Source organism: Paucisalibacillus algeriensis, assembly GCF_000577245.1.
In the GTDB taxonomy this organism is placed as follows: domain Bacteria; phylum Bacillota; class Bacilli; order Bacillales; family Amphibacillaceae; genus Ornithinibacillus.
Map to the genome: position 1 here is coordinate 57123 of NZ_CBYO010000016.1, position 24484 is coordinate 81606.

At 38.5% G+C, this 24484-nt stretch carries 21 protein-coding genes; 17 read left to right on the top strand and 4 right to left on the bottom strand.

What is annotated here, in order from left to right; all coding sequences use genetic code 11:
• Window positions 1–468: 468 nt before the first annotated feature.
• Together TY11_RS12520 and TY11_RS12525 are read left to right on the top strand one after the other, a co-directional pair.
• Window positions 469–2109, top strand: a complete 1641-nt coding sequence (locus tag TY11_RS12520) for an alpha-glucuronidase family glycosyl hydrolase (protein ID WP_042146649.1) — start codon at window positions 469–471, stop codon at window positions 2107–2109.
• A complete protein-coding gene (locus TY11_RS12525) occupies window positions 2106–3701 on the top strand; it encodes an FAD-dependent oxidoreductase (RefSeq protein ID WP_042146651.1) in 1596 nt (531 codons plus the stop codon). Before TY11_RS12520 ends, TY11_RS12525 begins: the two co-directional genes overlap by 4 nt.
• Before the next feature lie 98 nt (window positions 3702–3799).
• Here the strand turns inward: TY11_RS12525 and TY11_RS12530 are convergent, their stop codons facing one another.
• The 3 genes from TY11_RS12530 to TY11_RS12540 all read right to left on the bottom strand — a co-directional run bounded on the left by TY11_RS12530 (window position 3800) and on the right by TY11_RS12540 (window position 6294).
• The gene (locus tag TY11_RS12530; protein ID WP_042146653.1) at window positions 3800–4876 is read right to left on the bottom strand and encodes a DUF4179 domain-containing protein; all 1077 of its coding nucleotides are present in this window, start codon (window positions 4874–4876) and stop codon (window positions 3800–3802) included.
• On the bottom strand, window positions 4873–5448 hold the full coding sequence (locus TY11_RS12535; RefSeq protein ID WP_052345824.1) for a sigma-70 family RNA polymerase sigma factor: 576 nt from the start codon (window positions 5446–5448) through the stop codon (window positions 4873–4875). Before TY11_RS12535 ends, TY11_RS12530 begins: the two co-directional genes overlap by 4 nt.
• A 207-nt stretch (window positions 5449–5655) precedes the next feature.
• Complete coding sequence (locus TY11_RS12540) at window positions 5656–6294, bottom strand: YesL family protein (RefSeq protein ID WP_042146655.1); 639 nt, start codon at window positions 6292–6294, stop codon at window positions 5656–5658.
• 342 nt (window positions 6295–6636) lie between these two features.
• Between TY11_RS12540 and TY11_RS12545 the strand changes: the two genes are divergently transcribed.
• The 4 genes from TY11_RS12545 (at window position 6637) to TY11_RS12560 (ending at window position 10682) form a co-directional block, all read left to right on the top strand.
• The gene (locus TY11_RS12545) at window positions 6637–7878 is read left to right on the top strand and encodes a sugar ABC transporter substrate-binding protein (RefSeq protein WP_042146656.1); all 1242 of its coding nucleotides are present in this window, start codon (window positions 6637–6639) and stop codon (window positions 7876–7878) included.
• Between the two features lie 70 nt (window positions 7879–7948).
• Entirely contained in the window at window positions 7949–8881 is a 933-nt protein-coding gene (locus TY11_RS12550) for a carbohydrate ABC transporter permease (RefSeq protein ID WP_042146659.1), read from the top strand.
• Between the two features lie 14 nt (window positions 8882–8895).
• Window positions 8896–9699, top strand: coding sequence for a carbohydrate ABC transporter permease (locus tag TY11_RS12555; protein WP_042146661.1), 804 nt, complete (start codon window positions 8896–8898; stop codon window positions 9697–9699).
• An 80-nt stretch (window positions 9700–9779) separates the two neighbouring features.
• Window positions 9780–10682 carry a Gfo/Idh/MocA family protein gene (locus TY11_RS12560; RefSeq protein ID WP_042146663.1) on the top strand — a complete coding sequence of 301 codons (903 nt, stop codon included), beginning with the start codon at window positions 9780–9782 and terminating at the stop codon, window positions 10680–10682.
• Between the two features lie 299 nt (window positions 10683–10981).
• Here TY11_RS12560 and TY11_RS12565 read toward each other — a convergent pair whose 3' ends face one another.
• Complete coding sequence (locus TY11_RS12565) at window positions 10982–12340, bottom strand: GGDEF domain-containing protein (protein ID WP_042146665.1); 1359 nt, start codon at window positions 12338–12340, stop codon at window positions 10982–10984.
• Window positions 12341–12642: 302 nt separating this feature from the next.
• On the opposite strand from TY11_RS12565, the gene TY11_RS12570 reads away from it, so the two are divergent.
• The 11 genes from TY11_RS12570 to nagA all read left to right on the top strand — a co-directional run bounded on the left by TY11_RS12570 (window position 12643) and on the right by nagA (window position 24483).
• Entirely contained in the window at window positions 12643–13659 is a 1017-nt protein-coding gene (locus TY11_RS12570; protein ID WP_042146666.1) for an NAD-dependent epimerase/dehydratase family protein, read from the top strand.
• Window positions 13660–14715 carry a dihydrodipicolinate synthase family protein gene (locus TY11_RS12575; RefSeq protein WP_042146667.1) on the top strand — a complete coding sequence of 352 codons (1056 nt, stop codon included), beginning with the start codon at window positions 13660–13662 and terminating at the stop codon, window positions 14713–14715.
• An 18-nt stretch (window positions 14716–14733) separates the two neighbouring features.
• Window positions 14734–15735, top strand: a complete 1002-nt coding sequence (locus TY11_RS12580; RefSeq protein ID WP_042146669.1) for a zinc-dependent alcohol dehydrogenase — start codon at window positions 14734–14736, stop codon at window positions 15733–15735.
• 13 nt (window positions 15736–15748) lie between these two features.
• Window positions 15749–16801, top strand: a complete 1053-nt coding sequence (locus TY11_RS12585; protein ID WP_042146671.1) for a Gfo/Idh/MocA family protein — start codon at window positions 15749–15751, stop codon at window positions 16799–16801.
• Window positions 16802–17116: 315 nt separating this feature from the next.
• Window positions 17117–18169, top strand: a complete 1053-nt coding sequence (locus tag TY11_RS12590) for a Gfo/Idh/MocA family protein (RefSeq protein WP_042146673.1) — start codon at window positions 17117–17119, stop codon at window positions 18167–18169.
• Entirely contained in the window at window positions 18170–19741 is a 1572-nt protein-coding gene (locus TY11_RS12595; protein ID WP_042146676.1) for an FAD-dependent oxidoreductase, read from the top strand.
• A 17-nt stretch (window positions 19742–19758) separates the two neighbouring features.
• The gene (locus tag TY11_RS12600; RefSeq protein ID WP_052345825.1) at window positions 19759–20733 is read left to right on the top strand and encodes an acetylxylan esterase; all 975 of its coding nucleotides are present in this window, start codon (window positions 19759–19761) and stop codon (window positions 20731–20733) included.
• 39 nt (window positions 20734–20772) lie between these two features.
• Entirely contained in the window at window positions 20773–21606 is an 834-nt protein-coding gene (locus TY11_RS12605) for a sugar phosphate isomerase/epimerase family protein (protein ID WP_042146677.1), read from the top strand.
• A 12-nt stretch (window positions 21607–21618) separates the two neighbouring features.
• Window positions 21619–22311, top strand: coding sequence for a hypothetical protein (locus TY11_RS12610; protein WP_042146681.1), 693 nt, complete (start codon window positions 21619–21621; stop codon window positions 22309–22311).
• A complete protein-coding gene (locus tag TY11_RS12615; protein ID WP_042146683.1) occupies window positions 22308–23282 on the top strand; it encodes a Gfo/Idh/MocA family protein in 975 nt (324 codons plus the stop codon). Before TY11_RS12610 ends, TY11_RS12615 begins: the two co-directional genes overlap by 4 nt.
• A gap of 58 nt (window positions 23283–23340) precedes the next feature.
• The gene (gene nagA / locus TY11_RS12620; protein WP_052345826.1) at window positions 23341–24483 is read left to right on the top strand and encodes an N-acetylglucosamine-6-phosphate deacetylase; all 1143 of its coding nucleotides are present in this window, start codon (window positions 23341–23343) and stop codon (window positions 24481–24483) included.
• Window position 24484 lies beyond the last annotated feature (1 nt).

Consider the following 24484-nt stretch of genomic DNA (forward strand, 5'->3'; position numbering starts at 1 on the left):
GCTGGATGAAATATTAGCTTATTTCCCAGGTGATGATGTGGAAAAGCCTAGGATGTATAGGGGATTTATGGTGAAAAAGAAGAAAAGGAGAAAATTAGTGTTAATATGTTTTAGTTTTAGATAGTCATTTATGTCGAATATTTCCGGGGAAATATTATGTTATTTGTAATATTGAGTAGGAATATGTTCTCTCTTACTTAGCAAAGCTACCGGGAATCTAAAATCCATTTCAATGCTTCTATTGGAATAGATTTTCTTTTCGACAAAATAACTCAAAATTCGGGTAGTGACAGGCATCTTTGTTCCGCAGGCACCACTTTAGTCCTTAAAGACATTTAAAAGACTTTTGTTACTAGGTACATTTAATATAGGTACCTGTTGAAAGGGGGGGAGTACATAATAGGGGTTCACAATCAATGTACATTACTGGAGGACGTTTAAAACCCTCCACAATAGGGGGTGCTAAATATGATCATTTACTTTTCTAATCATAAAACCGTATTATTTGCAGTAGAAGAACTGCGAAGATTACATATGCAGTGCAATATTAATTTATCTATTTACTCTTCCACAAAAATAGAAATACCAATAAGTTCAGAAAGGCGAATCTATCTCATGTTAGAGAAGGATTTCCAATTGGAGAAGCAGACGCTAGCCACTGATGGGTTTTTCATCACCCAAGCTAATGGAGACGTGTATATTGTGGGGGAATCAGAGCGAGCAATACTTTATGGCGTCTATCATTATGCCGAAAACCAATTAGGATATCGTTTTGTCGGATTAAAAGAAACACTACAGGAACCGTTCACGCCAGAAAAAATTCAAATGAAGGTATCTAATCCAATACTACGGAGAAGAGGGACAATACTCGAGACGATTCGCGACCCGCAATATGTGACACAATTAATTGATTGGGGAGCAAAGAATGGCCTGAATGAGTTCTTTTTTACGTTCTTCCTATGGAATGAGATTGGGTCCTATTTATATCGAGAGTTGGAAAAACGTAATTATAATGTTACGTTAGGAGGTCATAGTTTATCCTTTTTACTCGGGGAAAAGGTCAATGAACTGGAGGAAGGAGCTGCTTTCTTTTCTAAAGAGAGTCAACATCAGGAATATGTCATCCAGCGAATCCTAGTAATTTGCCAAGAAAACCCAATCGTTCGTCGTATTTCCTTATGGCCAGAGGATGTTGGAATAACCGAAAAGGATTATGCGATTTTCATGCCAAATTATATTTCCTTTGTTGAAGAATTAAAAGAAAGGCTATCAGCTAATCATTTAGATGTTGAAGTGGAGCATATTGTCTACAATGCAGGACTCGAGTGGAATATGCTAGAACGTAATCCGAATATGCAACCCTCCTCTAGAGTTGATGTGCTTTATGCGTTTTGGGGGAGAAACTATGGAGAATCATTACTAAATCAAGAAGAAAATCAATTAAGAGCATACCAAGCACTAAAGGATTGGAAACAGCAGGTAGAATATAAACATACTTCTTTAACGGTACTAGAATACTACAGTGATCACTTTATGTTAAGTGAATTATTTCCTCCACTCATGCAACGTATAAAGAAGGATATGAAGGTGTATCAGTCCCTTGGTGTAGAAGGCGTTTTGAATTTGATTGTACCTGTTCATCGGAAACAGGCGGAATCTGAATTAGATGGTAGATATCCTTGGAAATGGGTACAAATGATGAATCATTATTTTTATGCCGGATTTAGTTGGGGGAAGGATTTTAACTTATTATGTGACCAATTTTTTCAATTGTTTGGGGAACATGCCAATTCCTATCGGGAGTTTTTACAACAATTAGAAGTGAAACTTGCAAACCATACATCTTATAACATCCCATTATTTCCAGCTAGAATCATAGACCCGGAAAAAGTGACTGATTTGAGTGTTGTGTCAGAAATTGTGAGTTATTTGGACCATTTGTTAGCTTTTATGGCGGAACACTCCATGAGATTAAATCCATCATTACTAACAATCCAACAGGATGATAACTATTCGAGCTTTAACGAAGAAGAGAATCTATTATTCTATTTGCATTACCTTAAACTGACATTAGAATCGGTTCGAGACAAATGGAGGGAAAAGCAATGAGTGGATATCGTTTTCCAAGTTATTATCAAAAGCCTATGCAAACCTATCAAAGGAAACATGAGGCAAGCATTATCATTTATGGTGCAACTCCTGCTGGTATTACAGCTGCTATTCAGGCAAAAAAGCTCGGGAAAAATGTTATCATAGCCGAATTCAGTAATCATATTGGGGGAATAACTTCTAATGGGTTAGGTGCAACGGATTTTGGGGCGAAGGAAGCTATTGGAGGATTATCACGTGAGTTCTATCGGAAAATTGGTGCCTATTATGGGAAGGAAGAACAATGGACATTTGAACCAAAAGCTGCTAAAAAGGTCTTTCAAGATTGGCTCTCTTCCTATGAAATTCCCGTTTATTTAAAGCAGCATTTACAAGATGTGCAAGTGGAAAACAATGTAATTAAACAAATTACGATGGAAGATGGCTCAACATATCAAGGAGATTATTTTATTGATGCTAGTTATGAAGGGGATCTAATGGCAAGGGCAGGAGTCAAGTATAGTGTTGGTCGGGAGTCGAATGCTACCTACGGCGAGACCTATAATGGTATTCAGTTTGGCCATCCACACCATCAATATAAAACAGATATTGATCCCTTTGTAATTCCTGGTGATGCAGATAGTGGACTTCTGGAAGGGATTACGGAAATAACAACCTCTGAAAAAGAAATTCAAGGCTCTGGTGATAACCGGATTCAAGCTTATAATTTCCGCCTTTGTTTAACGAAAGAAGAGTCTAACCGGTTTCCATTTCCAAAGCCACCAAACTATCAACAGGAGCGGTATGAATTATTGTTACGCTATATCGAGAGTGGTGTTTGGGATGCGTTGAACCTTCATACGATGCTTGTAAACGGGAAGACCGATTTGAATAATTATGGCGGTTTTTCAACGGATTATATTGGGATGAATTACGATTGGCCTGATGCAAGTTATGAAGAGAGGGAACGTATATTTCAGGACCACTTAAATTACCTATTGGGTATGCTTTATTTTCTTGCAAATGATCATCGTGTACCACAGGAAATTCGTGAAGAGGTAGCTGCTTGGGGACTTAGTAGGGATGAATTTATCGAGACGGGACATTGGCCAGAACAGCTCTATATACGGGAAAGTAGAAGGATGATTGCCGAATATGTGATGACAGATCGAAATTGTTTGGGGGAAGAGGAGGTAGATGATTCTATTGGACTTGCATCTTATCAAATGGATTCCCATCATTGTAGAAGAGTGGTTTTAGACGGAAAAGTGGTGAATGAAGGGGATGTAGAGATTCCAATTTCTCCTTATCCGATTTCCTTGCGGGCTGTATTGCCGAAGCGGGAGGAATGTCAAAATCTATTAGTACCAGTTTGCCTGTCTAGTTCCCATATTGCATTTGGTTCTATTCGAATGGAGCCTGTTTTTATGATTTTAGGGCAATCGGTTGGTGCAGCCTGTACCTTGGCAGCAAAGCAAGGGGTTGCTGTCCAAGATGTAGGTTATCCAGAACTCAAGCAACTTTTGCTTCAAGAAGGCCAGGTGTTAGAGTGGGATACATCGATTGAGGATGATCCATTGAAGCGCATGGAGGAAACCTTTGGAAAAGAGTAACGAATCTATAAGCACAGCAGTTGATAAGAAGTCAGGAGTTAGAGTCAACCTCTATCTCCCTGTGCTTCCCATCAACTTGCAGTGCCACTGGGTTTTAGTTAATTTATTTCATTACTATCTTTATCACGGACGACCACTTTATAAGGAGTGTCACCTACAATATCTTTTAAATCATCTGATTGTAAAAATTCGTGTATGGCGGTTTCGATTTTGTTTGCTAGTTCTGGTGCATCGTTGTCTGACTTATCAATGGATGTTTCGAAAAATATGTTCATGGTGCCATTCTTATAGGAGTATCCTACGCCCTCTGTTTTGTATTCTTTGATACTTAATATACCTTCCCAAATAACTGGTAGTATATCAGTAGTCCATGTATTTTCAATCTCTCTTCCTGGAACATTAAACGGATGGAATTCGATGGTATAATCGATAGCAAGACCTTCCTTTTCAATACCTTCAACGATTGCTATTTCAATATCATCTGTTCGTTTTTCAGTATCTTCAATGTCCAAATTCAATCTTATTTCTTCTGTATCTGGACTTGGAAAGCTTATACCATACGTATCAATTTTATATCCTTGCTGCTGTAAGTTAGATACAACCTCTCTTAATACATCGCTTACCTGTTGGCTGTTTTGATATTTAGGGTTATTTTCTAGGTCAGCATCAGGTTCAATCGCTCGTACCTTGTTTACTTCAACCTTAAAACTATCGTAACCCCGTGAAGAAATAACATCTTCTGCAAGTACTTTAATGTCATCTTTAACTTGGTTATAATATTCCTCTGATCCGGCTACCGTTATATGGTACGTTTTGCCTTGGACAGTATACCCAGTCCCATCAATATCATACCCCTTATCTTTAAGTTCCTTGGTTAGTACATCAAATATCGGCTCCTGTTCGAAAATCTTACTTAAAAATGGTATTTTGGAGGCAACCTCTGCCATTGCTGGTGAGACAAATGCAGATCCAACAAAGAGACCAAATAACATAACACATGCAGCTGTGGCATAGGATATCTTTTTCATAAAACTCCATTGCTGTTTTTTCTTAGGCTCTAGCATATCTGAATTTCTAATATTTTGATGAACGTTATCTTTGATACGATTCGCTATTTCCTCATCGTAATAATTATTACGGTAATGTTCATGGATTTTTTTAAGCTCTTTTTTCACTTTTTTACCTCTCCCTCTCTGACATCAATTTTTCGTTTTAGTATGTCTCTACCTCTTGAAAGCCTAGTTTTTATAGTGTTTGCATTCAAATTCAACACCCTAGAAAGCTCATTAACTTTTACATCATAAAAATAATGGAGCACAATTACCTCCCGATATTTCATTGGCAATGTTAAGATTGATTGTAGAAGCTGTTCATTACGGATCGTTTTAAGAAAAGAGGTTTCAGTGCTTTCTGTTTTTCTGAAATTCTCAAGCAAACTACTCTCTAATAGCACTTGTTTAAAGCTCTTTTTCTTCAAAAAATCTTTGGAAGTATTAACCGTAATACGATAAATCCAGGATGATACAGCGGCTTCACCTCTAAAATTATTTAGATACTTATAAGCCTTTAGGAAAACCTCTTGTGAAATATCCTCAGCTATACCACGATCTTTAATGAAGGAAAAGGCAAGTAAGTAAACCTTTTCGGAATAAAGTTCCATAAGTTGCTGGATTGCACTTTCTTTAAATTGATTATCGATATTAATGTCATCCTTTGGGTAAATTGCATGCAATTCTTTGTTTCCCACTGTGTGCCTCCTTTCTTATACTTTTTAGACATGAGCATATTAAATTTGGTTTCATTTTATTAGTTTTATAATTTTTAGATAAACATAATTGAAGTGGACAAGTTGTAAGACAAGTCTCTAATTGGTCCAAAAATGATGGTCAACCTAGATAAATCAAAAGTCATAGGCTAATTAAGGATAAAATTAATAAAATAAAACAAGTGCAGATTATCCTACACTTGTTTCATCGATTTGTATTCCTTTTTTAAAAGCAATTCTTTTAAAGGCACTTTGACTTAAAAATGTAATTGCAATGGCTAGTACGCTTCCTGTGAATAACGGAATTGTACCAGGTAATAGTACAATCATTCCATATAATAGGAAAATGGTGGCAATCATCCCAATTAACTCAAGTATGGAGGAGATGCCAATAAGAAATGCTTGTTTCAAATATTGAAAGAAAGATAGTTTAAAATGTACAAAGACTGGAAAGAAAAATAGCAATGTAATAATTGATGCAGCAAATATTAACACAATGACTGGTACTAGGAACTGAAATTGTCCAGGGTTCAGTTGTATAAACGTAATATCGTAGTAGATAAAGTAACCCACTAGTAGGAAAATCAACCCATACCCATTTTGCTTCAAAAAGTCCTGCTTATAGGCAGTCCAAAATGTCTTAAATAGCTTGATATTCCGTTCTCTATGAAAAATCCACTTCCTAGTAATGCTAAACATTGCGGAAGTTGCTGGGAAAATTCCAAAGAAAACAAATCCTACAAAGGTAAAGAATATCCATAGTATATTTAAGTATGCTATCCGTAGCATCCAGTTAGCTATAAGGTAAAATTTATCCCAACCACCCAAAGTATCCACTCCCTCTATGAAACAACTATACACTCTGTGTAAGTTACCATACAATCATTTTTTTCAATCTTCTACAATAATTTAAGAAGTGATTTAAAGACAATTAATAGACTTGTCTATTGATAAAAAAAGAAATAAGATAATGTTGTAAGTAAATGAAAATTTCAGTCAAGTCAAACTCTTCTTATGATGCTTTTCCTAATAAGGTTGAATTGCATTTATTTTTTAGTATTGTTTGTTAACGCTTACATTAGGGTTTTTAGAGTGACTCAGTTTGATTAGGATTAGCATGAACTTATAGGACTTGTCTTGAAAATAAAAAAGATTGAAAGGGGATTCAATATGAAAAAGTTTAGTTTACTTTTTTTGTTGCTAGGCTTCCTGCTTGTTATGGCAGCATGTTCTGATGATGCAAGCAATGATGCTGAAGGAGAAGTCGGTGGGGAAATCACAGTTTGGGTTCATCCTTACACTGGTGATGCAGAGAAAGAAGAAGAAATGTGGAATACGATTGTAAAGCGTTTCCAAGAAGATCATGATGCTGAGGTTAATATTGAAGTTATTCCTTGGGCAAACCGTGATCAAAAGATACTAACTGCACTTGCTGCAAATAATGGTCCAGACGTTTTCTATGCAATTCCAGACCAAATGCCTCAATATGCAAATGAAGGAATGCTTTTAGAACTTGACCCGTATCTAGAAGACTTCGATTTAAGTGATTTTGTAGATACTGCCTTAGTATCTACTAAATGGCAAGACAAGACATATGGTCTACCTATCTTGCAAGAAGCATATACGTTCTTCTACAACAAAGAAGTAATCGAAGCAATTGGTGAAGACCCGGAAAATCTCCCAGCGACTTGGGAAGACTTTGAAGCTTGGGCAGAAAAAGCAAAAGAACAAGGCTTTTATGCAACTACCTTCCAGGGTGGAGGTTCTATGAATGGAACGCTTTATCCATATCTATGGCAAGCCGGTGGAGAAGTGTTAACACAGGATGATGAAGTATTAATTAACAATGAAGCTGGTGTAGAAGCATTTAGTTTTATTAATAAAATGTATGAAAATGGCTGGATACCTGAGGATTCCATCACAGCAATGGAACATGATGCAATCTGGAATAGCGGTAAAATGCTAGCAGTACTGGGATCTGGTATTTCTTTAACTAACATGCAAAGCAGTGGAGAAATTGACTTTATAATTGGGCCACCACTACAAAATAAAGAACAAGTAACATATGGAACAGTTGGTATGTTTGTTATTCCTTCTAATACAGACAATCCTGCAACAGCAGCGGAATTTGTAAAAGTATTAACAAATGCTGATAACCAACGTACTTTTAATGAGGTTACACAGTACATTCCAACTAGAGAATCTGCCAAAGATATATTTGAAGAGCAACCATATCTAGCTCAATTGGCATCTTATACACAATATGCACTTCCTGGTGTAATTCACCCTAAAGGACGTGACATCATGCCGATGATTCAAGCCGAATTACAGACCATGATGGAAGGAAAGAAAACTCCACAAGAAGCAGCTGATTCCGCAGCAGAAGCAATTGAAGGTGCTGTAGGCCAATAATGTAGGAAAAGGACAGAGGGGGTAATAGTAACATGCTCGCTCTGTCTTATCTTATACAGGAAATAAGGTGATGACACTGAAAAAGAACAATCAAAACTTATACAAAAAGAATAATAAATTACCTTTTAAAGAGCGTTTTCGTAAAAATGCCATCGTTTATCTGTTCTTATTTCCAATCTTAATTCACTTTGCGATATTTCAAGTTTTTCCCTTTTTATTTAGTTTTGTTCTTACCTTTATGGACTGGAAAATTATTGGAAACCATGAATGGGTTGGCTTGAAACATTGGATGCATTTCTTCCAGGATAAACTAGCGTGGAAAGCGCTTTGGAATACATTTATGTTTTCCGTTTATTATATTATACCAACTATGGCTTTAGGGCTAATACTAGCATTAATTATTAATTCCGGTGTACGTTTTGCTGGCTTCTTTAAAGGAATCTTCTTTCTACCAGTAGTTACATCTTTCGTTATTATTGCTGGACTATGGGGTTGGTTATTCCGTGGTACGGAATCTGGCCTAATAAACTGGATTATCGCTTTCTTTGGCATTGATCCCCAATTATTTCTAGCTGACTCTAGTCAAGCACTATTAGTACTTGCTGGACTAAGTATCTTTAAAGTAGCAGGTAGTACGATGATTTATTATTTTGCTGGACTACAGTCGATCCCTAAGGAATTGTATGAAGCTGCAAAAATTGATGGAGCATCAAAATCAAAGATCTTTTGGAAGATTACCTTTCCCTTATTAAAGCCGATCCACTTCTATGTAGCCATTATTACAACAATCGGTTCATTCCAAATCTTTGATTCTGCGTATCTATTAACCGGTGGAGGGCCAAACTATGCGACGACTACCATTGTATTCTATCTCTATCAGCAAGGATTTACTAACTTAAACCTAAGTTATGCAGCTGTATTATCTTATGCCTTGTTCTTTATTATCTTAATCGTTTCGTTAATTCAACGTAAATATATTGGGAAGGATACAGCAATCTACTAAGGGAGTTCAGAAGCATGAAAAAGATTATCAATTATCTATTATTATTTCTACTTGCATTTTGTTTTCTATTGCCATTTCTCATCATGGTGCTCGGCTCACTTAAAGAAATTGAATATGCACTTTTGGACCCATTTTTCTGGATTCCAGATAATCCATCCTTAAATAACTATTTGTACATCTTCCGGGATGGAGTGTTTATGCGCTGGATCTTTAACTCGGTTGTTATTACGGTGATTCCAGTATTTAGTCAGATGTTTTTGTGTGCTATTTTGGGATATATTTTTGCGAAAAAACAGTTCCCAGGCAGGGAAACCATTTTCTGGGTATTCATGGCGGTTATTATGATTCCGCAGCAATTGTTAATTATCCCGAAATATATTATGTTTGCACAGTTTGAATGGATTAACACGTACTGGGCATTAATCGTTCCTGAATTATGGGGGATTATGGGAGTATTCCTTGTTCGCCAATTCTTACAAGGTATTCCGAATGACTTTGAAGAGGCAGCATATATCGACGGTGCCAACGATGTTCAGATTTTTTTCAAAATAATTCTGCCACTATCATTACCGGTAGTAGCTACAGTGGGTACATTTTCATTTATTTCCAACTGGAATGATCTATTTCAGCCACTTATCTTTATGACACAAGAAAAAATGTATCCCGTAACGGTCGGGCTTGCGTCATTACTAGGTAAGGAAGGAAACTTTGGAATTGAGATGGCGGGATCAGCCTTGTCGTTTATTCCTACATTCTTGATTTTCTTATTCTTTCAGCGTTATTTCACGGAAGGAATCCAAATGTCTGGTCTTAAATAAGTGGACTAGGGAGGTGCCTCGTCCAAAAAGATGGGGTACTTTCTTTTCGTTCCTATTATTCTAGTTTAAGGGTGTATTTGATGAAGTATTTAAAGCTCGGCATTATAGGCTTAGACACAAGTCATGTCACGGCCTTTACAAAGTTATTGCATCATCATGTTGAAAACTATCATGTGTCAGGTGCACGTGTTAAGTTAGCATATCCTGGTGGTTCTCCGCATCTTTCCCTTAGTATGTCTCGTTTAAAAGCCTTTTCAGAGGAGTTGAATCAGACATATGGAGTACCAATTACGGATTCCATACAGAAGGTTGCTGCAGAATGTGATGCCATTTTAATAGAGTCGGTAGATGGTGGTGCACATCTTGAACAACTTCGGGAAGTGGTTTCCTATCAAAAGCCTATTTTCATTGATAAACCTTTCGCGTTGAACGCGCAAGAAGCAAAAGAGATGATCCAACTGGCTGAAAAGTTCCAGACACCGATCATGAGTACGTCAGCATTACGCTATGCTGATGCGTTAACAAGACTACTTAAGAAATATTCTGACCGAACAATAATAGGGGCAGATTGCTTTGGTCCGATGGAGGTGCTAGAGGAAATACCTGGCCTATTTTGGTATGGAATTCACACGGTTGAAATGCTTTATACCATTATGGGATGTGGTGCAGAAACGTTACAGGCTGTTAAACTAGATAATCATGATTGTATAATGGCTGTTTGGAAAGATGGAAGAATAGGAACTATTCGAGGGAAAAGAGTTGGTAACCACCAGTTTGGAGCGGTTATTCACTATGAGGATGGTTCTGAATTTGTCGCGATTAGATCAGAGGATAAACCGTTTTATGCTAGTCTTTTGGAAGAGATTATTGGTTTTTTTCGAGATGGTAAAACCCGTGTGCCATTAGAAGAAACGGGAGAGATTATTCGTTTTATTGAAGCTGCTAATAAAGGGAGAGATACAGGTGAAGTAGTAGCGATTTAATTAATGCTCCTAACCCGCTCCGGAATTATACTCCGCTTTTACTTCCAGCACAGGGGCGACATCTGCTCGATAGTACCATTGCAGTGTCTACCTTGCAACGGGCGGCTGGTGAGCCTCGGGCCAACAGGATGTTGGTCACAAAGGCGAAGACATAAGGACGTAGCGTTCTTAGCCTTTGAACCCCTAATTCGCACTGCGGGGTCTCACCGATGCTTTTCCCCATCGGAGTCTCCGTATATTTCCGGAGCTAAGAAGTGGATTAATTATCGCTGATTTTTTTAGCTTGACTCGATTAATGGTTAATTTTTTGCTAGATGCTCTTCCTGGATGAAGCTTAGGCGATATATCCGACGTGGTCTGCCTTTAAAAGTTACTTTTTCTTCACCGACGATATCAACCAGTTCTGCATCCATCCATTTTAGGAGAATGCGGTGGGCACTTCGAATCGTAATATTTAATGTTGATGCAAGTTCTTGTGCAGTATAGTCAATTTTATTATGACGGGCAACGCGAGCCATTAGCTTTGCCATATAAGCAGCTGACATTCCGGCTTTTTCTGCCCTGTCTAACAGCTTCGCATCCGTAATGGATAATTCGTATTGCTCGTATTGTTGTGTATTGTTTAAATCAACGGGTCCGATTACACTGCGATCCTCCCGGACAATATAGCAGACGTTTCCACCTAGTTCCTTTGATTGACGTAAGGCAAGTCGAGCATGGTTACCTGCTTCTGAAGCGGTTTGTCCAAAGCCTACACCAAGGCTTAACGTAATTCCAATTTGATTCTTTGTATTTTCAAGTAGGGGTAAAAACTTATAGCCTCTGGTCTCGCGTTCGAAAATACCTCGGGTGGTGATAAACAAATATTCTTCACCACCAATATTTACAAAGTGGCCATCGAGTTGCTTCATGAAGTCTAGTAATTTTTGTTGAATTTGTAGATTTAATAATTGAACATCATGCTCAGAAGTAAATCGTTCGGATAGCTTCTGAAAATTATCGATACTAATATAACCAAACACGATTTGGGATTCTTTATTCCTTCTCGTTTCACTAGCAAGAAGTGCCCGTTCTAGCGATACAATCATATCTTGGTTTGTTGGGGTAACCCATTCATGCGGGATATCCAATTCAATTAATCTATTGGATACTTCTTGAATACCGGTTAGTGTTATTGCACCGGTTTCACTGTAATTTTTACAGTGAAACTGAACCACCATATCAATATCAAATGTATCTGAACGGTATTCCATTATGTGACAATTTTCTTCTTCTAGCTCATAAAGTACTTGATGGACATATTGTGGGGCTAGAATATCAATCGATAATTGATCCAATCCATGACTGTTTTTAATTAATACTAGGGAACGGTAAAGACCAGTTCCCATTAGTGGAACATGATGCACTGGAATCTTAAAATCTATCTGTTTTTTGATTGTATAGTACAGATAGTAATCCGTAATCATAAGTACATCAACAATGTTGATTAGGTCTGTTACGATTTGTGTGAGGTTTTGTACGCTATCTAATACTCGAAAGACAGGCTTAAAATTTGGGAACGCTTTCAAAACTTTCTTTGTTTGATCCGAAAGTGCGGATGGGGCAATGACCCCAATCGTAATAACAGGTGATTGGTTGACACTATGTTTTCCAGACATGAGGCCTATCTCCTTTATGGATAAACTTTAGTAGGTATTGTCGTATTGAAGTTGATTCAAAAGATAGTATGATAAAAGACAACATACTAGACATGTCTACTAATATTTTGAGTCTATCATACTGTGAATCTATACGATTGTCAAAATGGATTTAACTTATTATAGAGAATATTGGATTAAAAGACAATTTTTAGACTTGTCTTTTAATATCCGTATAACTACAATGAAATCAAGTAAAGCCAAAGATAGATTAGTATTCATAACAAAAGATTTAGAGTCTTATAATTATTGGGAGTGGTAAAATGAAAACGATTACGGAATTAGAAAATTTCTTAACTACGCCATCGAATGCATTAATGGAGGATTTAAAGAAAATAGATGGAGATATATTAATTTTAGGTGTTGGAGGTAAAATGGGACCAACTTTAGCCAAATTAGCAAAGCGTGCTATTGACGAGGCAGGCATTGAGAAGCGTGTCGTTGGAGTATCCCGTTTTTCTTCTGGGAATTTACGAGAAGAATTAGAGGAAGATGGTATTGAAACCATTTCATGCGATTTATTAAACGATACAGAACTACAAGCATTACCTAATGTTAAAAATGTTATATATATGGCAGGAAATAAATTTGGAACGGTTGGAAACGAGCATTTTACATGGGCAATGAATGCTTATCTTCCAGGGAGGTTAGCAGATAAGTTTAAAGACTCACGAATGGTTGCTTTTTCTACAGGAAATGTCTATCCATTAACCAATGTTCTAACAAATGGCTGTTCGGAAGACCATCCTGTAAACCCTGTTGGTGAATATGCGCAGTCTTGCCTAGGACGTGAACGAGTATTAACCAATTTCTCTCGCAAAAATAAAACACCGATGCTACTATTCCGTTTGAATTATGCAATCGATCTCAGGTATGGTGTTTTACTCGAAATTGCAAAACAAGTGCAAGAAGGAAAACCAATTGACCTAACGATGGGAAATGTCAATGTCATTTGGCAAGGTGACGCAAACGAATATGCGATTCGTTCCTTATTATATGTCGACCACCCACCAACCATTTTAAATGTAACAGGTCCAGAGACTCTATCTGTTCGTTGGTTGACAAAAGAATTTGCTAAACGCCTTGGTAAAGAAGCACTATTTGTAAATGAAGAATCCGAGAAAGCCTTATTGAATAACTCTTCTAAAGCTCACCAATTATTCGGCTATCCGAAAGTATCGGTTCAAGAAATGATCGATATGGTTGCAGAGTGGGTGGCTAATGATGGTGAGACCATTAATAAACCGACTCATTTTCAGGAAAGAGAAGGAGCATTCTAAATGTTAAAGACAGAATTAAAAAAAGCATTATTAGAAGGAGCAGTTATTCCAGCGCACCCACTTGCTTTGACAGAGGATAGAAAACTAGACCTACAAGGACAGCGAGCACTTACACGCTATTATATTGAAGCGGGAGTTGGAGGGATTGCGGTTGGGGTACATACGACACAGTTCGAAATTCGTGACCCACAATTTAATTTATTTGAAGACGTGCTAAGGCTTGCAATAGAGGAAATCGTACGAGCGAATGTCCCGGAGAATTTTATTAAAATTGCTGGAATCTGTGGTCCTGTTGAGCAAGCATTGGAAGAAGCAGCTTTCGCTAAAGAGATTGGTTATGATTTAGGTCTCTTAAGCATGGGGGGTCTTTCGGATTTATCAGAGGAGGCATTAATAGAGCGTACAAAGAAAGTTGCAGCAGTAATTCCTGTTATAGGCTTTTATTTACAACCAGCTGTTGGAGGGAGAGTTTTCTCGTATGACTTTTGGTGTGAACTTGCTGAGACTCCCAATGTCCATGCGATAAAAATTGCCCCATTTAATCGTTATTTAACCACAGATGTTGTCAGGGCTGTCGTAAGTTCTAGCCGTAATGGTGAGATTGCTTTGTATACAGGGAATGACGACAATATCATCGCGGATCTACTAACGACTTACAGTTTCAATGTGAATGGTGTAAGAATCGAAAAACGAATTGTTGGTGGATTACTTGGCCATTGGTCTGTCTGGACAAAACGTGTAGTGGAGACGTTTAGAGAGCTAAACGTTGTACGGGAATCCAAACAGATTCCAACATCCTTATTAACACTAGGACAAGAAATTACTGATGCCAATGCAGCATTCTTTGATGCAAAAAATCAATTTAAGGGGTCCATTGCCGGAATTAATGAAGTTTTAAGTCGACAAGGAATTTTGAAAGGAAATTGGTGTTTACTCGACCGTGAAGTATTGAGTCCTGGCCAATTGGAGGAAATCGACCGCGTATATGCTGCGTATCCACATTTACATGATGATGATTTTGTGAAGGAAAACATTGCGAAGTGGTTGGAAAGTTAACCTAAGGGGGGGGTAGGCTTGAAAAAAATAGTAGCACAACATAAACAGGTGCAAATCATTGAGGAAGAGATACCTCTGGTAAAGTCTAACTACATTTTAGTAAAAACATTGTATTCCGCGATTTCTCCTGGTACAGAAATAATGATGCTGGAAGCAAGTGGCGAACAGGAATTTGCTATGGGATATAATGCCATGGGTGTTGTAGCAGAATGTGGAGAAGGAATTACAGATGTCCAAAAGGGGGATTTGGTAGCATGCTATGGTGCACCGTACGTTCACCATGCGGAATACCTATTAGTTCCGAAGACGCTGTATGCTAAGGTCCCGGAACATGTCGAGCCAAAGGGAGTAGCACTTTCCGGATTAGGTGCGATTGCAATTCATGCATTGCGCATTGCCGATATCCAGTTTGGTGAAACAGCAGTAGTGGTTGGGCTAGGGGTATTAGGTCAGATGATTGCCAAAATAGCCAATGCAGCAGCGTACAATGTTATTGCTTGTGATTTAAGTAAAGAACGAGCTGCAATGCTAACGGAGCATACTATTAACACCTTTTCCACCCTTGAAGAAATGGAAGAAGGAATTAATAAGCAAACAAATGGGAATGGTGCAGATGTCGTACTACTTTGCGCAGGTGGAAAGCGATCCCCTCTCACGCGAGATTGTTTAAACTGGATACGTAATAAGGGGAAAGTGGTTATCGTTGGTGATCTCGAACCTGATTTTCCTAGGAATCAAATGTTTGCTAAAGAAGCACAGATTCTTATCTCTCGTGCAGGTGGGCCTGGGCGATATGACAAGGTATACGAACAACAGGCTATCGATTATCCGTATGGACATATCCGGTGGACTGAAGGAAGAAATATTGCAGAATATGTTCGTCTTGTAAGTGAAGGACGAATTGATGTAAATCCATTTGTACAAGATGTTATTGGCTTTCACGATGTGCCGGAAGCCTATGAAGAACTTCGAGATAAACAATCGCCAGTCCTAACGAAAATAATTAACTATATGGAATAGGGGTTTGATTAGAATGAAGAAGGTTCGAGTAGCCATTATTGGAATTGGTGCAATAGCAGAATCTACCCATTTACGCTATCTATTGGAAAATGAATCCACTGAAGTAGTTGGATTAGTGGATATGGATGTAATCAGGGCCGAAGCGGTAGCGAAAAAGAATGGGATTTCTCATTGGTTCCGAACGATAGAAGCGCTATTAGAGAATGTAGAGGTTGATGCGGTATTTATTTGTACGCCAAATTCAACCCATATTCCAATTGCGAAGAAGGCAGCTGAAAAAGGAGTACATGTTTTTATTGAGAAGCCGATTGGAATTCAAATAGAAGAAGTTGAGGAATATATAGAGCTTGCAAGGGCGAAAAAGGTGAAGACGATGGTAGGAATGACCCATCGTTTTCGTCGTGAAGCAAGCATTTTAAAATCGTATATCGAACAGGGCGCATTTGGGGAGCTTTACTATGTAAAAGCAAAGTTATTCCGTGGACGTGGGACACCAAAAGGATGGTTTACGAATAAAGAGCTTTCCGGTGGTGGAGCTCTAATGGATATAGGTGTCCATGTATTAGATCTTTCCTGGTGGTTAATGGGATGCCCTAAGGTCTACGCTATATCAGGAAAGACTATTGGTGCATTAGGAAATTATCAAACAAAGTACACGAATTCGTGGGCATCAAAGAATTCTAAACTGAATGTTAACCATGTCTTTGATGTGGATGACTTTTCAGCAGGATGGATTCGATTTCGAAATGGAGCCGTTTTGAATGTAGATGTTGCCTGGGCTATAAATGGGGAACAAGATGAGGCAATCTCAATTGAACTGTTCGGTGATCAAGGTGGCGCGAAGCTAAATCCACTTACCATTTATCGAGAAGAAAATGGCATTGTTACCAAAACAGAACCTCATTTTGCAAAAAATGATGTGTTTCAGGATGAAATTAATCATTTTATTGATTGCTTGCTTGAGAATAAAGAACCTTTGATAGATGCGGAGCAAGGTTTGGATGTTTTGAAGATGCTGCTTGCTTTGTATAAGTCATCAGATGAAGAAAGAGAGATAGTGTTTTAGGTTGATACAACATTTTTCACAGAAACAAGGTGAGGGGATTGAGCGTTGAACCAACCTCATGGATGAAGAGTCGCACGGGAGGCACAGGAAGTGATGCGAAAGAGGTGCAATTCGTGCAAGTGACACCAACAGTCGCAAGGAGGTACACAAAGTCGCGCTACAACGAGATAGTGGAGTTAATTTAAGATTATACCACGCAAGAATATGTATTCTCTCTCGATTTTCTATGTAATACGCGCGACTCTACGAATGAGATATTACAATACAATTCAGACAAAAAAGTAGTATTAAACCATCACTTAAGGAGGAAACAGGATGTTAAAAGTCGGTGTTATTGGAATTGGTTCGATTTCGCAGTTTCATATAGAGCCTTATTTAGAGAATAAGCGTGTTGAGTTGATTGCGTTTTGTGATTTAAATGAAGAACGATTAGTTGAAAAAGGAAAATTGTATGGGATTGAGAAGCTTTATACAGATTATAAGGAGCTTATTGATTCAGCAGACATTGATGCTGTTAGCATTTGTACGTGGAATAATACCCATGCTGAAATAGCTGTTTACGCTTTAGAAGCAGGGAAACATGTCCTAGTGGAAAAACCATTAAGTATGACAGTTGAAGAAGCAGAAGCTGTTGAAGAAGCACAAAAGAAATCGGGAAAGACTTTGCAGGTTGGATTTGTCCGTCGTCATGGTGACAATGCAAAGCTCCTTAAGAAATTTATTGAACATGGTGAACTCGGAGAAATATATTATGCGAAAACATCTTGCCTAAGAAGATTAGGAAACCCTGGTGGTTGGTTCAGTGATGTTACACGTTCTGGCGGTGGGCCATTAATCGATTTAGGGGTACATATGATTGATATTTGTTGGTATATGATGGGTAAACCTCGTCCGGTATCTGTTAGTGGTAATACGTATAAAAAGTTAGGTAATCGTAGTCATATTGAAAATCTTTCATTCTATCAAGCTGCTGACTATGATCCTAATTTGAATGATGTAGAAGATTTGACGAATGCTATCATCCGTTTTGAGAATGGTGCTTCAATACTGGTGGATGTGAGCTTTACGTTGCAATTAAAGAAAGATGAGTTATATGTAAAGCTATTTGGGGATAAAGGTGGAGCGGAAATCGAGCCAGAATTAGCGCTAGTTACGGAAAAGCACAATACAATTTTAAACGTTACCCCACAATTGGATAGTTTAAGTTTTGATTTTAATAAAGCATTCCAAAATGAAATTAATCACTTTGTAGCTTGTTGCTTAGATGGTTCTGAGAATATCGCACCAGCAAGTGATGGTGTTCAAGTAATGAAAATGTTAACAGCAATCTATGAATCTGCTAGAGCTGGAAAGGAAGTTTATCTATAAATGGAAACATTGCAGGTTGATGTCTTGATTACGGGAGGTGGATTAGGTGGTATAGCAGCTGCTTTATCCGCCTGTAGTAAAGGGTTAAAGGTGTTAGTTACCGAAGAAACAGATTGGATTGGTGGTCAAGTTACATCCCAGGGTGTACCACCGGATGAACATCCTTGGATGGAGGAATTCGGTAGTACGAGACGTTACCGAACATATCGGGAAAAGGTACGAGAAGTTTATCACCGTATCTTAGAACATAAAGGGGAAAAGGCTCCCTCAAACCCAGGGAATGGACTCGTTAGTACGATATGCCATGACCCAAGGATTACATTACATGTTCTTGAGGAGATGTTGATGCCTTATGTGCTAACGAATCAACTTACCATTTGGAAAAACACGATAGTAGATTCGGTAAAGCGAGAGGATCGTCAATTAACCGAGGCAATAATCGATAGAGAGGACCATCATGATTCATACCGAGTTGTTGCACCATACTATATTGATGCGACAGAGGCTGGAGATATGCTACCACTAGCTGGTATGGAGTATGTCACAGGAGCAGAGGCGAAATCAGATACTGGAGAACCACATGCAAGTGAAGAGAAGAACCCTTTGGATATTCAAGCAATTACGTATGTACTAGGGATGGAGTACCGAGAAGGAGAAAACCATGTGATTCCAATGCCTGAGATGTATGATTTCTGGAAGGAATTTCAACCGGATTTTTGGCCTGACCGCTATTTAAGCTTCTTTGCGCCACACCCGATTACAAAGGAAAAAAGGAAATACACCTTATTCCGAGAGGATACCGGCTTTCCATTGTGGGAGTATCGTAGAATCCCAGATGTAAGTCAGTTCCAATTTCCGTTTAATGCGGGAGACATTACTCTATTAAACTGGCCAATGAATGACTATTTCTTAGGAAATATTTACGATGTGTCCAAAGAAGAGCTGGAAAAGCATCTTTACGAAGCGAAACAATTAAGCCTTTCTTTATTATATTGGCTACAAACAGAAGCACCAAGATCCGATGGTGGAACCGGATTTCCAGGACTAATGCTCCGTCCTGATATTTTTGAAACGAAGGATGGATTGGCCAAAGCCCCATATATAAGGGAGTCTCGTCGGATAAAAGCAGAGTATACCATTGTGGAGCAGGATGTTTCACCAGATTTCAATCCAGGAAAAGTTGGAAAGAAGTATGAGGACCGAGTGGGGATTGGCTCCTATAGTATAGACCTTCATCCAAGTATGGCTGGTCGTAATTACTTGGACATCAAAGCACTACCATTTCATATACCGTTAGGTTCGCTAATTCCTAAGGAAATGGATAATGTGCTAGCAGGTTGCAAAAACATTGGTACCACGCATATTACAAACGGCTGTTATCGTCTACACCCGGTTGAGTGGAATATAGGGGAAGCATGTGGTGCGTTAGTAGCATTTTGTATCGAGAATCAGGTAGAACCGAAGCAGGTCAGAAATAATTCGGCACTGCTTCATCAATTCCAACAATGTTTACGTGAGGATGGTTTTGAATTGGAATGGCCGGATGACTTTTATGAACAAGTAGCGAATTAATGTAAGGAGTGTTAGGAATGGGGCGGAAAATTGGTGACTATCCAATCGAACAATTATGGACTTATCGTCCAGAACTAACTAATAAACCACAAGACTTCTGGAACTTTTGGGATCAGGAAAAGGAAAATATTTTCAAAGAATCTCCTTATGTTGAAATTTTATGGAGAAACTATCCTGTTCCCACTGTCGATGTGGCTGATCTCGTTTTAGATAGTTGGGATGGAACACCACTTAAGGGACTATTAGTAAGGCCAAAGGGTATGGATGAAGTACCTGTCATTCTTGGATATCATGGCTATACCGGTACACGAGGACTACCAGTTGATTATTTGAAATGGGTTGCCTTAGGAGTTGCTATCGTCATATTTGATGTTCGTGGACAATCAGAATCACCGGATTATGCTGTATATGAGAATGGTAGTCGGGTAGCAGGGTGGATGTTAAACGGAATATTTAATCCCAAGAAATATTACTATACCAATGTTTACCGAGATGTTTTAACACAGCTTAACTGGGTTCGTTCAATTGCATTCCCTATTCAGGCGACTAGATTAGGAGTTATGGGAGGCTCACAAGGCGGGGGCCTTGCACTTGTAGCAGCAGGGCTAGATGGGAATCTCGACTTTGTGTTATCTGATTATCCTTTTTTGGCTCATTTTGAGCGAGCATTAGAAATTGCATTATCCGGTCCTTATATGGAATTTACAAATTACTTTAAATGGAACGATGCGCAATATATCACTCAAGAAAATGTGATGAAGACATTGGGATATGTAGATTGTGTTCATTTTTGTGAACGTATTAAAGCCCCAACGTTAATGTCGATCGGCTTAGAAGATACTGTAACACCACCATCAACTGTATTTGCTGCATTTCATTATGTAGCATCAAAAGAAAAGAAGCTAGAAGTCTATCCACAATCTGAACATGAGTTTAATGTATTCCATGAAGAAAAGAAACTTGCTTTCGTAGCGGAGAAAATTAGATTATAAGCGTCTCTTTAAAATAATAAGTGAAGGTGGATGAGAAAAATGAAAGTAAGTGTCAGTATGTATAGCTTAAATAAAGCAGTGCAAGCAGAGGGGTGGTCTGTTGTCGACTTTATTGCGTATGCAAAACAAATCAACCTTGATGGGGTAGAACTTCTCGATTTTTATTGGAAAAATGAAGAACAAGAAGTAGAGGAAGTTCTAGCAGCCTTAAAAGAATATAACTTACCTGTTTCCGCCTATGATGTTACCAATAATTTTGTAAAAGAAACCGCAGAGGAACGTGCAATAGAAGTAGAAAAAATAAACGCTGGGATTCGTATGGCAAAGAAACTAGGTACCAATATTGTACGTGTTTTCTGTGGGGATTTATCTGGAGGTCTTACCTATGAAGACGGACAGGACTGGATTGTAGAAGGATTGAAAAAAAGTGCTACGTTAGCAGAAACGGAAGGTGTTTACCTTGCGATTGAAAATCATGGCTTGTTAGCAGGAAAAAGCGAGCAGGTAAAGGAAATTATTCAGAAGGTTGACAGTCCTTATGTCCGTTCTACTTTTGATACAGGGAATTTTTTATTAGTACATGAAGAATCGGAAAAGGCATTTGACCGTTTAAAGGAAAAAATTGTCCATGTGCATTTCAAGGATTTCCGAGTAAAGGATGCTCAGGATGGAATAATTGGATTTCGTTCAATCCAGGGTGTGGAATTAATCGGTACCATACCGGGTGATGGTCAAGTTAATTTAGCTTATATTGTGAATGGACTGAAGGAAATTGGCTATGATGGATGGTTATCTATCGAATATGAAGGATATGAGAATCCGAAGCAAGCCAACGAAGAAGCAGTACGCCGCTTACGGGAATTATTACAATAAGGAGGGGTAAGCATGGCAAATATAGTTCTAGCAAATATTGATCGTATTAATTTTATCACTACAACAGTTGATGTAGGTGTAGTAGACTCCGTTGCTAATGTACAGGGCAACACAGTCCTGCTCGATTCAAACCCAGCATCCATACCAGATCTAAAGGATCATACCGTTTTTGTGCCGGCAACATTGCTTCATGAAGTAAACCATAACGATGTTAAGGTATATCATGAGTTGGCACAATACCCATTTTTTCAACAGGCACAATCCATTATCCAAGAAAATGGAGCAGTAAAAGGAGTATTCCGTTTACGTCGTGTGTTGAATGAAGTGAAAAATACTGCTGTGATTGCAAGTGATCTTTGTGTTCTTGTATCTCTATTTGGTGAACCAGTGTTACTTGATGTCAAACATAGTCAAGCTAATATTGCAACACTACATGTGATTGTAATGATTCACTTTTCAGGAGGGATAATGGCACATGTGGATTATACGTTTTCAGGTAAGGAATCTATTGAACTAGAATGGAGCGGAGTGAAACAAATTATTGAGTTTAATAGTGATGATATGAATCCGGTTGATCCAAAGAATTATACTATGTTACCAATCCAGTATAGTGTGGATTCAATTTTACAGAGTGCGGAACCTGTAGACCAGGTGCTCCCAAAGTTTCAGGAATTCTTACAAGTAGTTGGAGGTGTAGAAGGATGAAAATAGGAATGATGAGTTTTGCTCATATGCACGCCTATAGCTATGCAGACAGCCTTATGAAGTTGGGAAATATTGAGTTAGTTGGGATTTTCGATGATGATGTAACACGTGGTAAAGAGGTAGCAAATAAATATCAAACTACACATTATGAAAGTCAAGATGCTTTTTTAGCCATAGACATGGACGCGGTGATAATTTGTAGTGAGAATGTTCGTCATAAAGAGATGGTTCTGAATGCAGCTAATGCTGGTAAGCATATTTTATGTGAAAAACCAATTGCTACTAATCTTGCGGATGCACAAGACATGATTGATGTTTGTGAGGAAAATGGCGTTATTTTACAAATTGCATTTCCAGTTCGTTTCAGTGCACCAATTAAACGATTAAAGGAATTAATTGATCAGGGTGAACTCGGAGACATCATCGCATTTCGAACAACAAATCGTGGTCAGAATCCTGGTGGCTGGTTTATTGAAAAAGACCAAAGTGGTGGCGGCGCAGTACTAGATCATACCGTACATATGGTGGATATTATGCGATGGTATTTGGGAAAAGAGATAACAGAAGTAGGAGCCATCGTGGATTCCTATTTCCACGAAGTAGACATTGACGATGCGGGACTTCTGACATTAGAGTTTGAAAATGGTGTTATCGCTTCGCACGATGCTAGTTGGTCTCGTTTTAGTGAGTACCCAACATGGGGTGATGTAACGATAGAAGTAGTTGGCACAAAGCAAACGGTAAAAGTGGATGCATTTAAAGAGCATTTCCGATTATTTACGAGTGGTCAGAAATCTTTATCGAATGTGTTCTATGGAAATGATATGGACTTTGGTTTAATCCAAGATTTCGTGAATTGCGTGGAGAAGCGTCGTGGGCCATCGATTACTGGCTATGACGGATTAAAGGCACTTGAAGTAGCTTTAGCAGCTTATGAATCTAGTGAACGGAAAGCAAAAGTTAAACTCTAATATAGTTGGGACAAGGACAATGCGCCTTGTCCTTCCTTATAGTTAATGAGGTGTTTCAATGTTTTATCTGTATGGAGATGTGGTCACAGAAGGCAACATATTAACAGGAAGATATGTCGAAGTTTCAGCTAGTAAAATAACCGATGTCAGTAAAGAAAAACGTCATCAGGCACCTGTTGTATCAGTGGATGGATATATTTGTCCGGGCTTTATTGATGTGCATATTCATGGAGTAGATGGGGTGGATGTAATGGATGAGAGGAGCGATAGTATTGAGAGCCTTGCAGGCAAGTTACCATCTTACGGAGTTACCTCGTTTCTAGCAACATCCAGAACCGCCTCCTTAAAGGATGTTACTACTGTACTAGAAAAGTCCAGAAGGCTAGATATACACCCGAAGAGTTCTCGTTTTCTCGGGGTACATTTAGAAGGCCCATGGATTAGTTCGACATATAAAGGGGCACAACCAGAAACCTATATTCGCAAACTTACTTGGGAAGACGTTTATAGCTTACTAGAGCCCTATAAAGATATTATTCGAAAAATAACCTTTGCTCCGGAAGAGGTTACCGATATAACTATCCTAGACTATTTGAAGCAACTCGGTATTAATCTATCAGCAGGCCATACGAATGCGACCATGGAAGAAATGGAGGATGCGATAAAGCACGGGGTTAATCAGGTGACCCATATCTTTAATGCGATGAGCGGGCTACATCATCGGGAGCCTGGGGTGGTAGGTACTGCAATGCATGACCCGGAATTGTTCTGTGAGATTATTGCAGATGGATTACATGTTCATCCAAAAATGATTGAATTATTATTTCTGATAAAAGGAAAAGAACGTATTGTGTTGATTTCCGATTGTACAGGATACAATCATCTTGTTGATGGGGAGTATTTTATTAGAAATAAAAAGTTAGTGAAGAATGGGAATAAGGTATCCTTAAAGAGTGGTCAGCTTGCTGGTAGCGCCAATACCTTGAATGACTGTTTTCAGTTTGCGGTTAACCAATGTCATATTCCACTAAAAGATGCAGTCTTCATGGTAACTGAGACTCCTTTAAACATGATTGAAGAAAAAAGAGCTATTGGTAAAGTGAAGGTTGGTTACCAAGCGGACATAGTTATATTGGATCGAAATCTACAAGTAGAACGCACCTATATCGCTGGGGATTTATGTTATGAACGGGGGTTGTAAA

Excerpts from the sequence above, each read along its gene's own strand:
- TY11_RS12565 (WP_042146665.1), bottom strand. The coding sequence starts at position 12,340 with ATGTCTGGAAAACATAGTGTCAACCAATCACCTGTTATTACGATTGGG.
- TY11_RS12615 (WP_042146683.1), top strand. The coding sequence starts at position 22,308 with ATGAAAATAGGAATGATGAGTTTTGCTCATATGCACGCCTATAGCTAT.
- TY11_RS12525 (WP_042146651.1), top strand. The coding sequence starts at position 2,106 with ATGAGTGGATATCGTTTTCCAAGTTATTATCAAAAGCCTATGCAAACC.
- TY11_RS12545 (WP_042146656.1), top strand. The coding sequence starts at position 6,637 with ATGAAAAAGTTTAGTTTACTTTTTTTGTTGCTAGGCTTCCTGCTTGTT.
- TY11_RS12595 (WP_042146676.1), top strand. The coding sequence starts at position 18,170 with ATGGAAACATTGCAGGTTGATGTCTTGATTACGGGAGGTGGATTAGGT.
- TY11_RS12555 (WP_042146661.1), top strand. The coding sequence starts at position 8,896 with ATGAAAAAGATTATCAATTATCTATTATTATTTCTACTTGCATTTTGT.
- TY11_RS12520 (WP_042146649.1), top strand. The coding sequence starts at position 469 with ATGATCATTTACTTTTCTAATCATAAAACCGTATTATTTGCAGTAGAA.
- TY11_RS12585 (WP_042146671.1), top strand. The coding sequence starts at position 15,749 with ATGAAGAAGGTTCGAGTAGCCATTATTGGAATTGGTGCAATAGCAGAA.
- TY11_RS12605 (WP_042146677.1), top strand. The coding sequence starts at position 20,773 with ATGAAAGTAAGTGTCAGTATGTATAGCTTAAATAAAGCAGTGCAAGCA.
- TY11_RS12560 (WP_042146663.1), top strand. The coding sequence starts at position 9,780 with ATGAAGTATTTAAAGCTCGGCATTATAGGCTTAGACACAAGTCATGTC.
- TY11_RS12590 (WP_042146673.1), top strand. The coding sequence starts at position 17,117 with ATGTTAAAAGTCGGTGTTATTGGAATTGGTTCGATTTCGCAGTTTCAT.
- TY11_RS12550 (WP_042146659.1), top strand. The coding sequence starts at position 7,949 with ATGACACTGAAAAAGAACAATCAAAACTTATACAAAAAGAATAATAAA.
- TY11_RS12575 (WP_042146667.1), top strand. The coding sequence starts at position 13,660 with ATGTTAAAGACAGAATTAAAAAAAGCATTATTAGAAGGAGCAGTTATT.
- TY11_RS12600 (WP_052345825.1), top strand. The coding sequence starts at position 19,759 with ATGGGGCGGAAAATTGGTGACTATCCAATCGAACAATTATGGACTTAT.
- nagA (WP_052345826.1), top strand. The coding sequence starts at position 23,341 with ATGTTTTATCTGTATGGAGATGTGGTCACAGAAGGCAACATATTAACA.
- TY11_RS12610 (WP_042146681.1), top strand. The coding sequence starts at position 21,619 with ATGGCAAATATAGTTCTAGCAAATATTGATCGTATTAATTTTATCACT.
- TY11_RS12570 (WP_042146666.1), top strand. The coding sequence starts at position 12,643 with ATGAAAACGATTACGGAATTAGAAAATTTCTTAACTACGCCATCGAAT.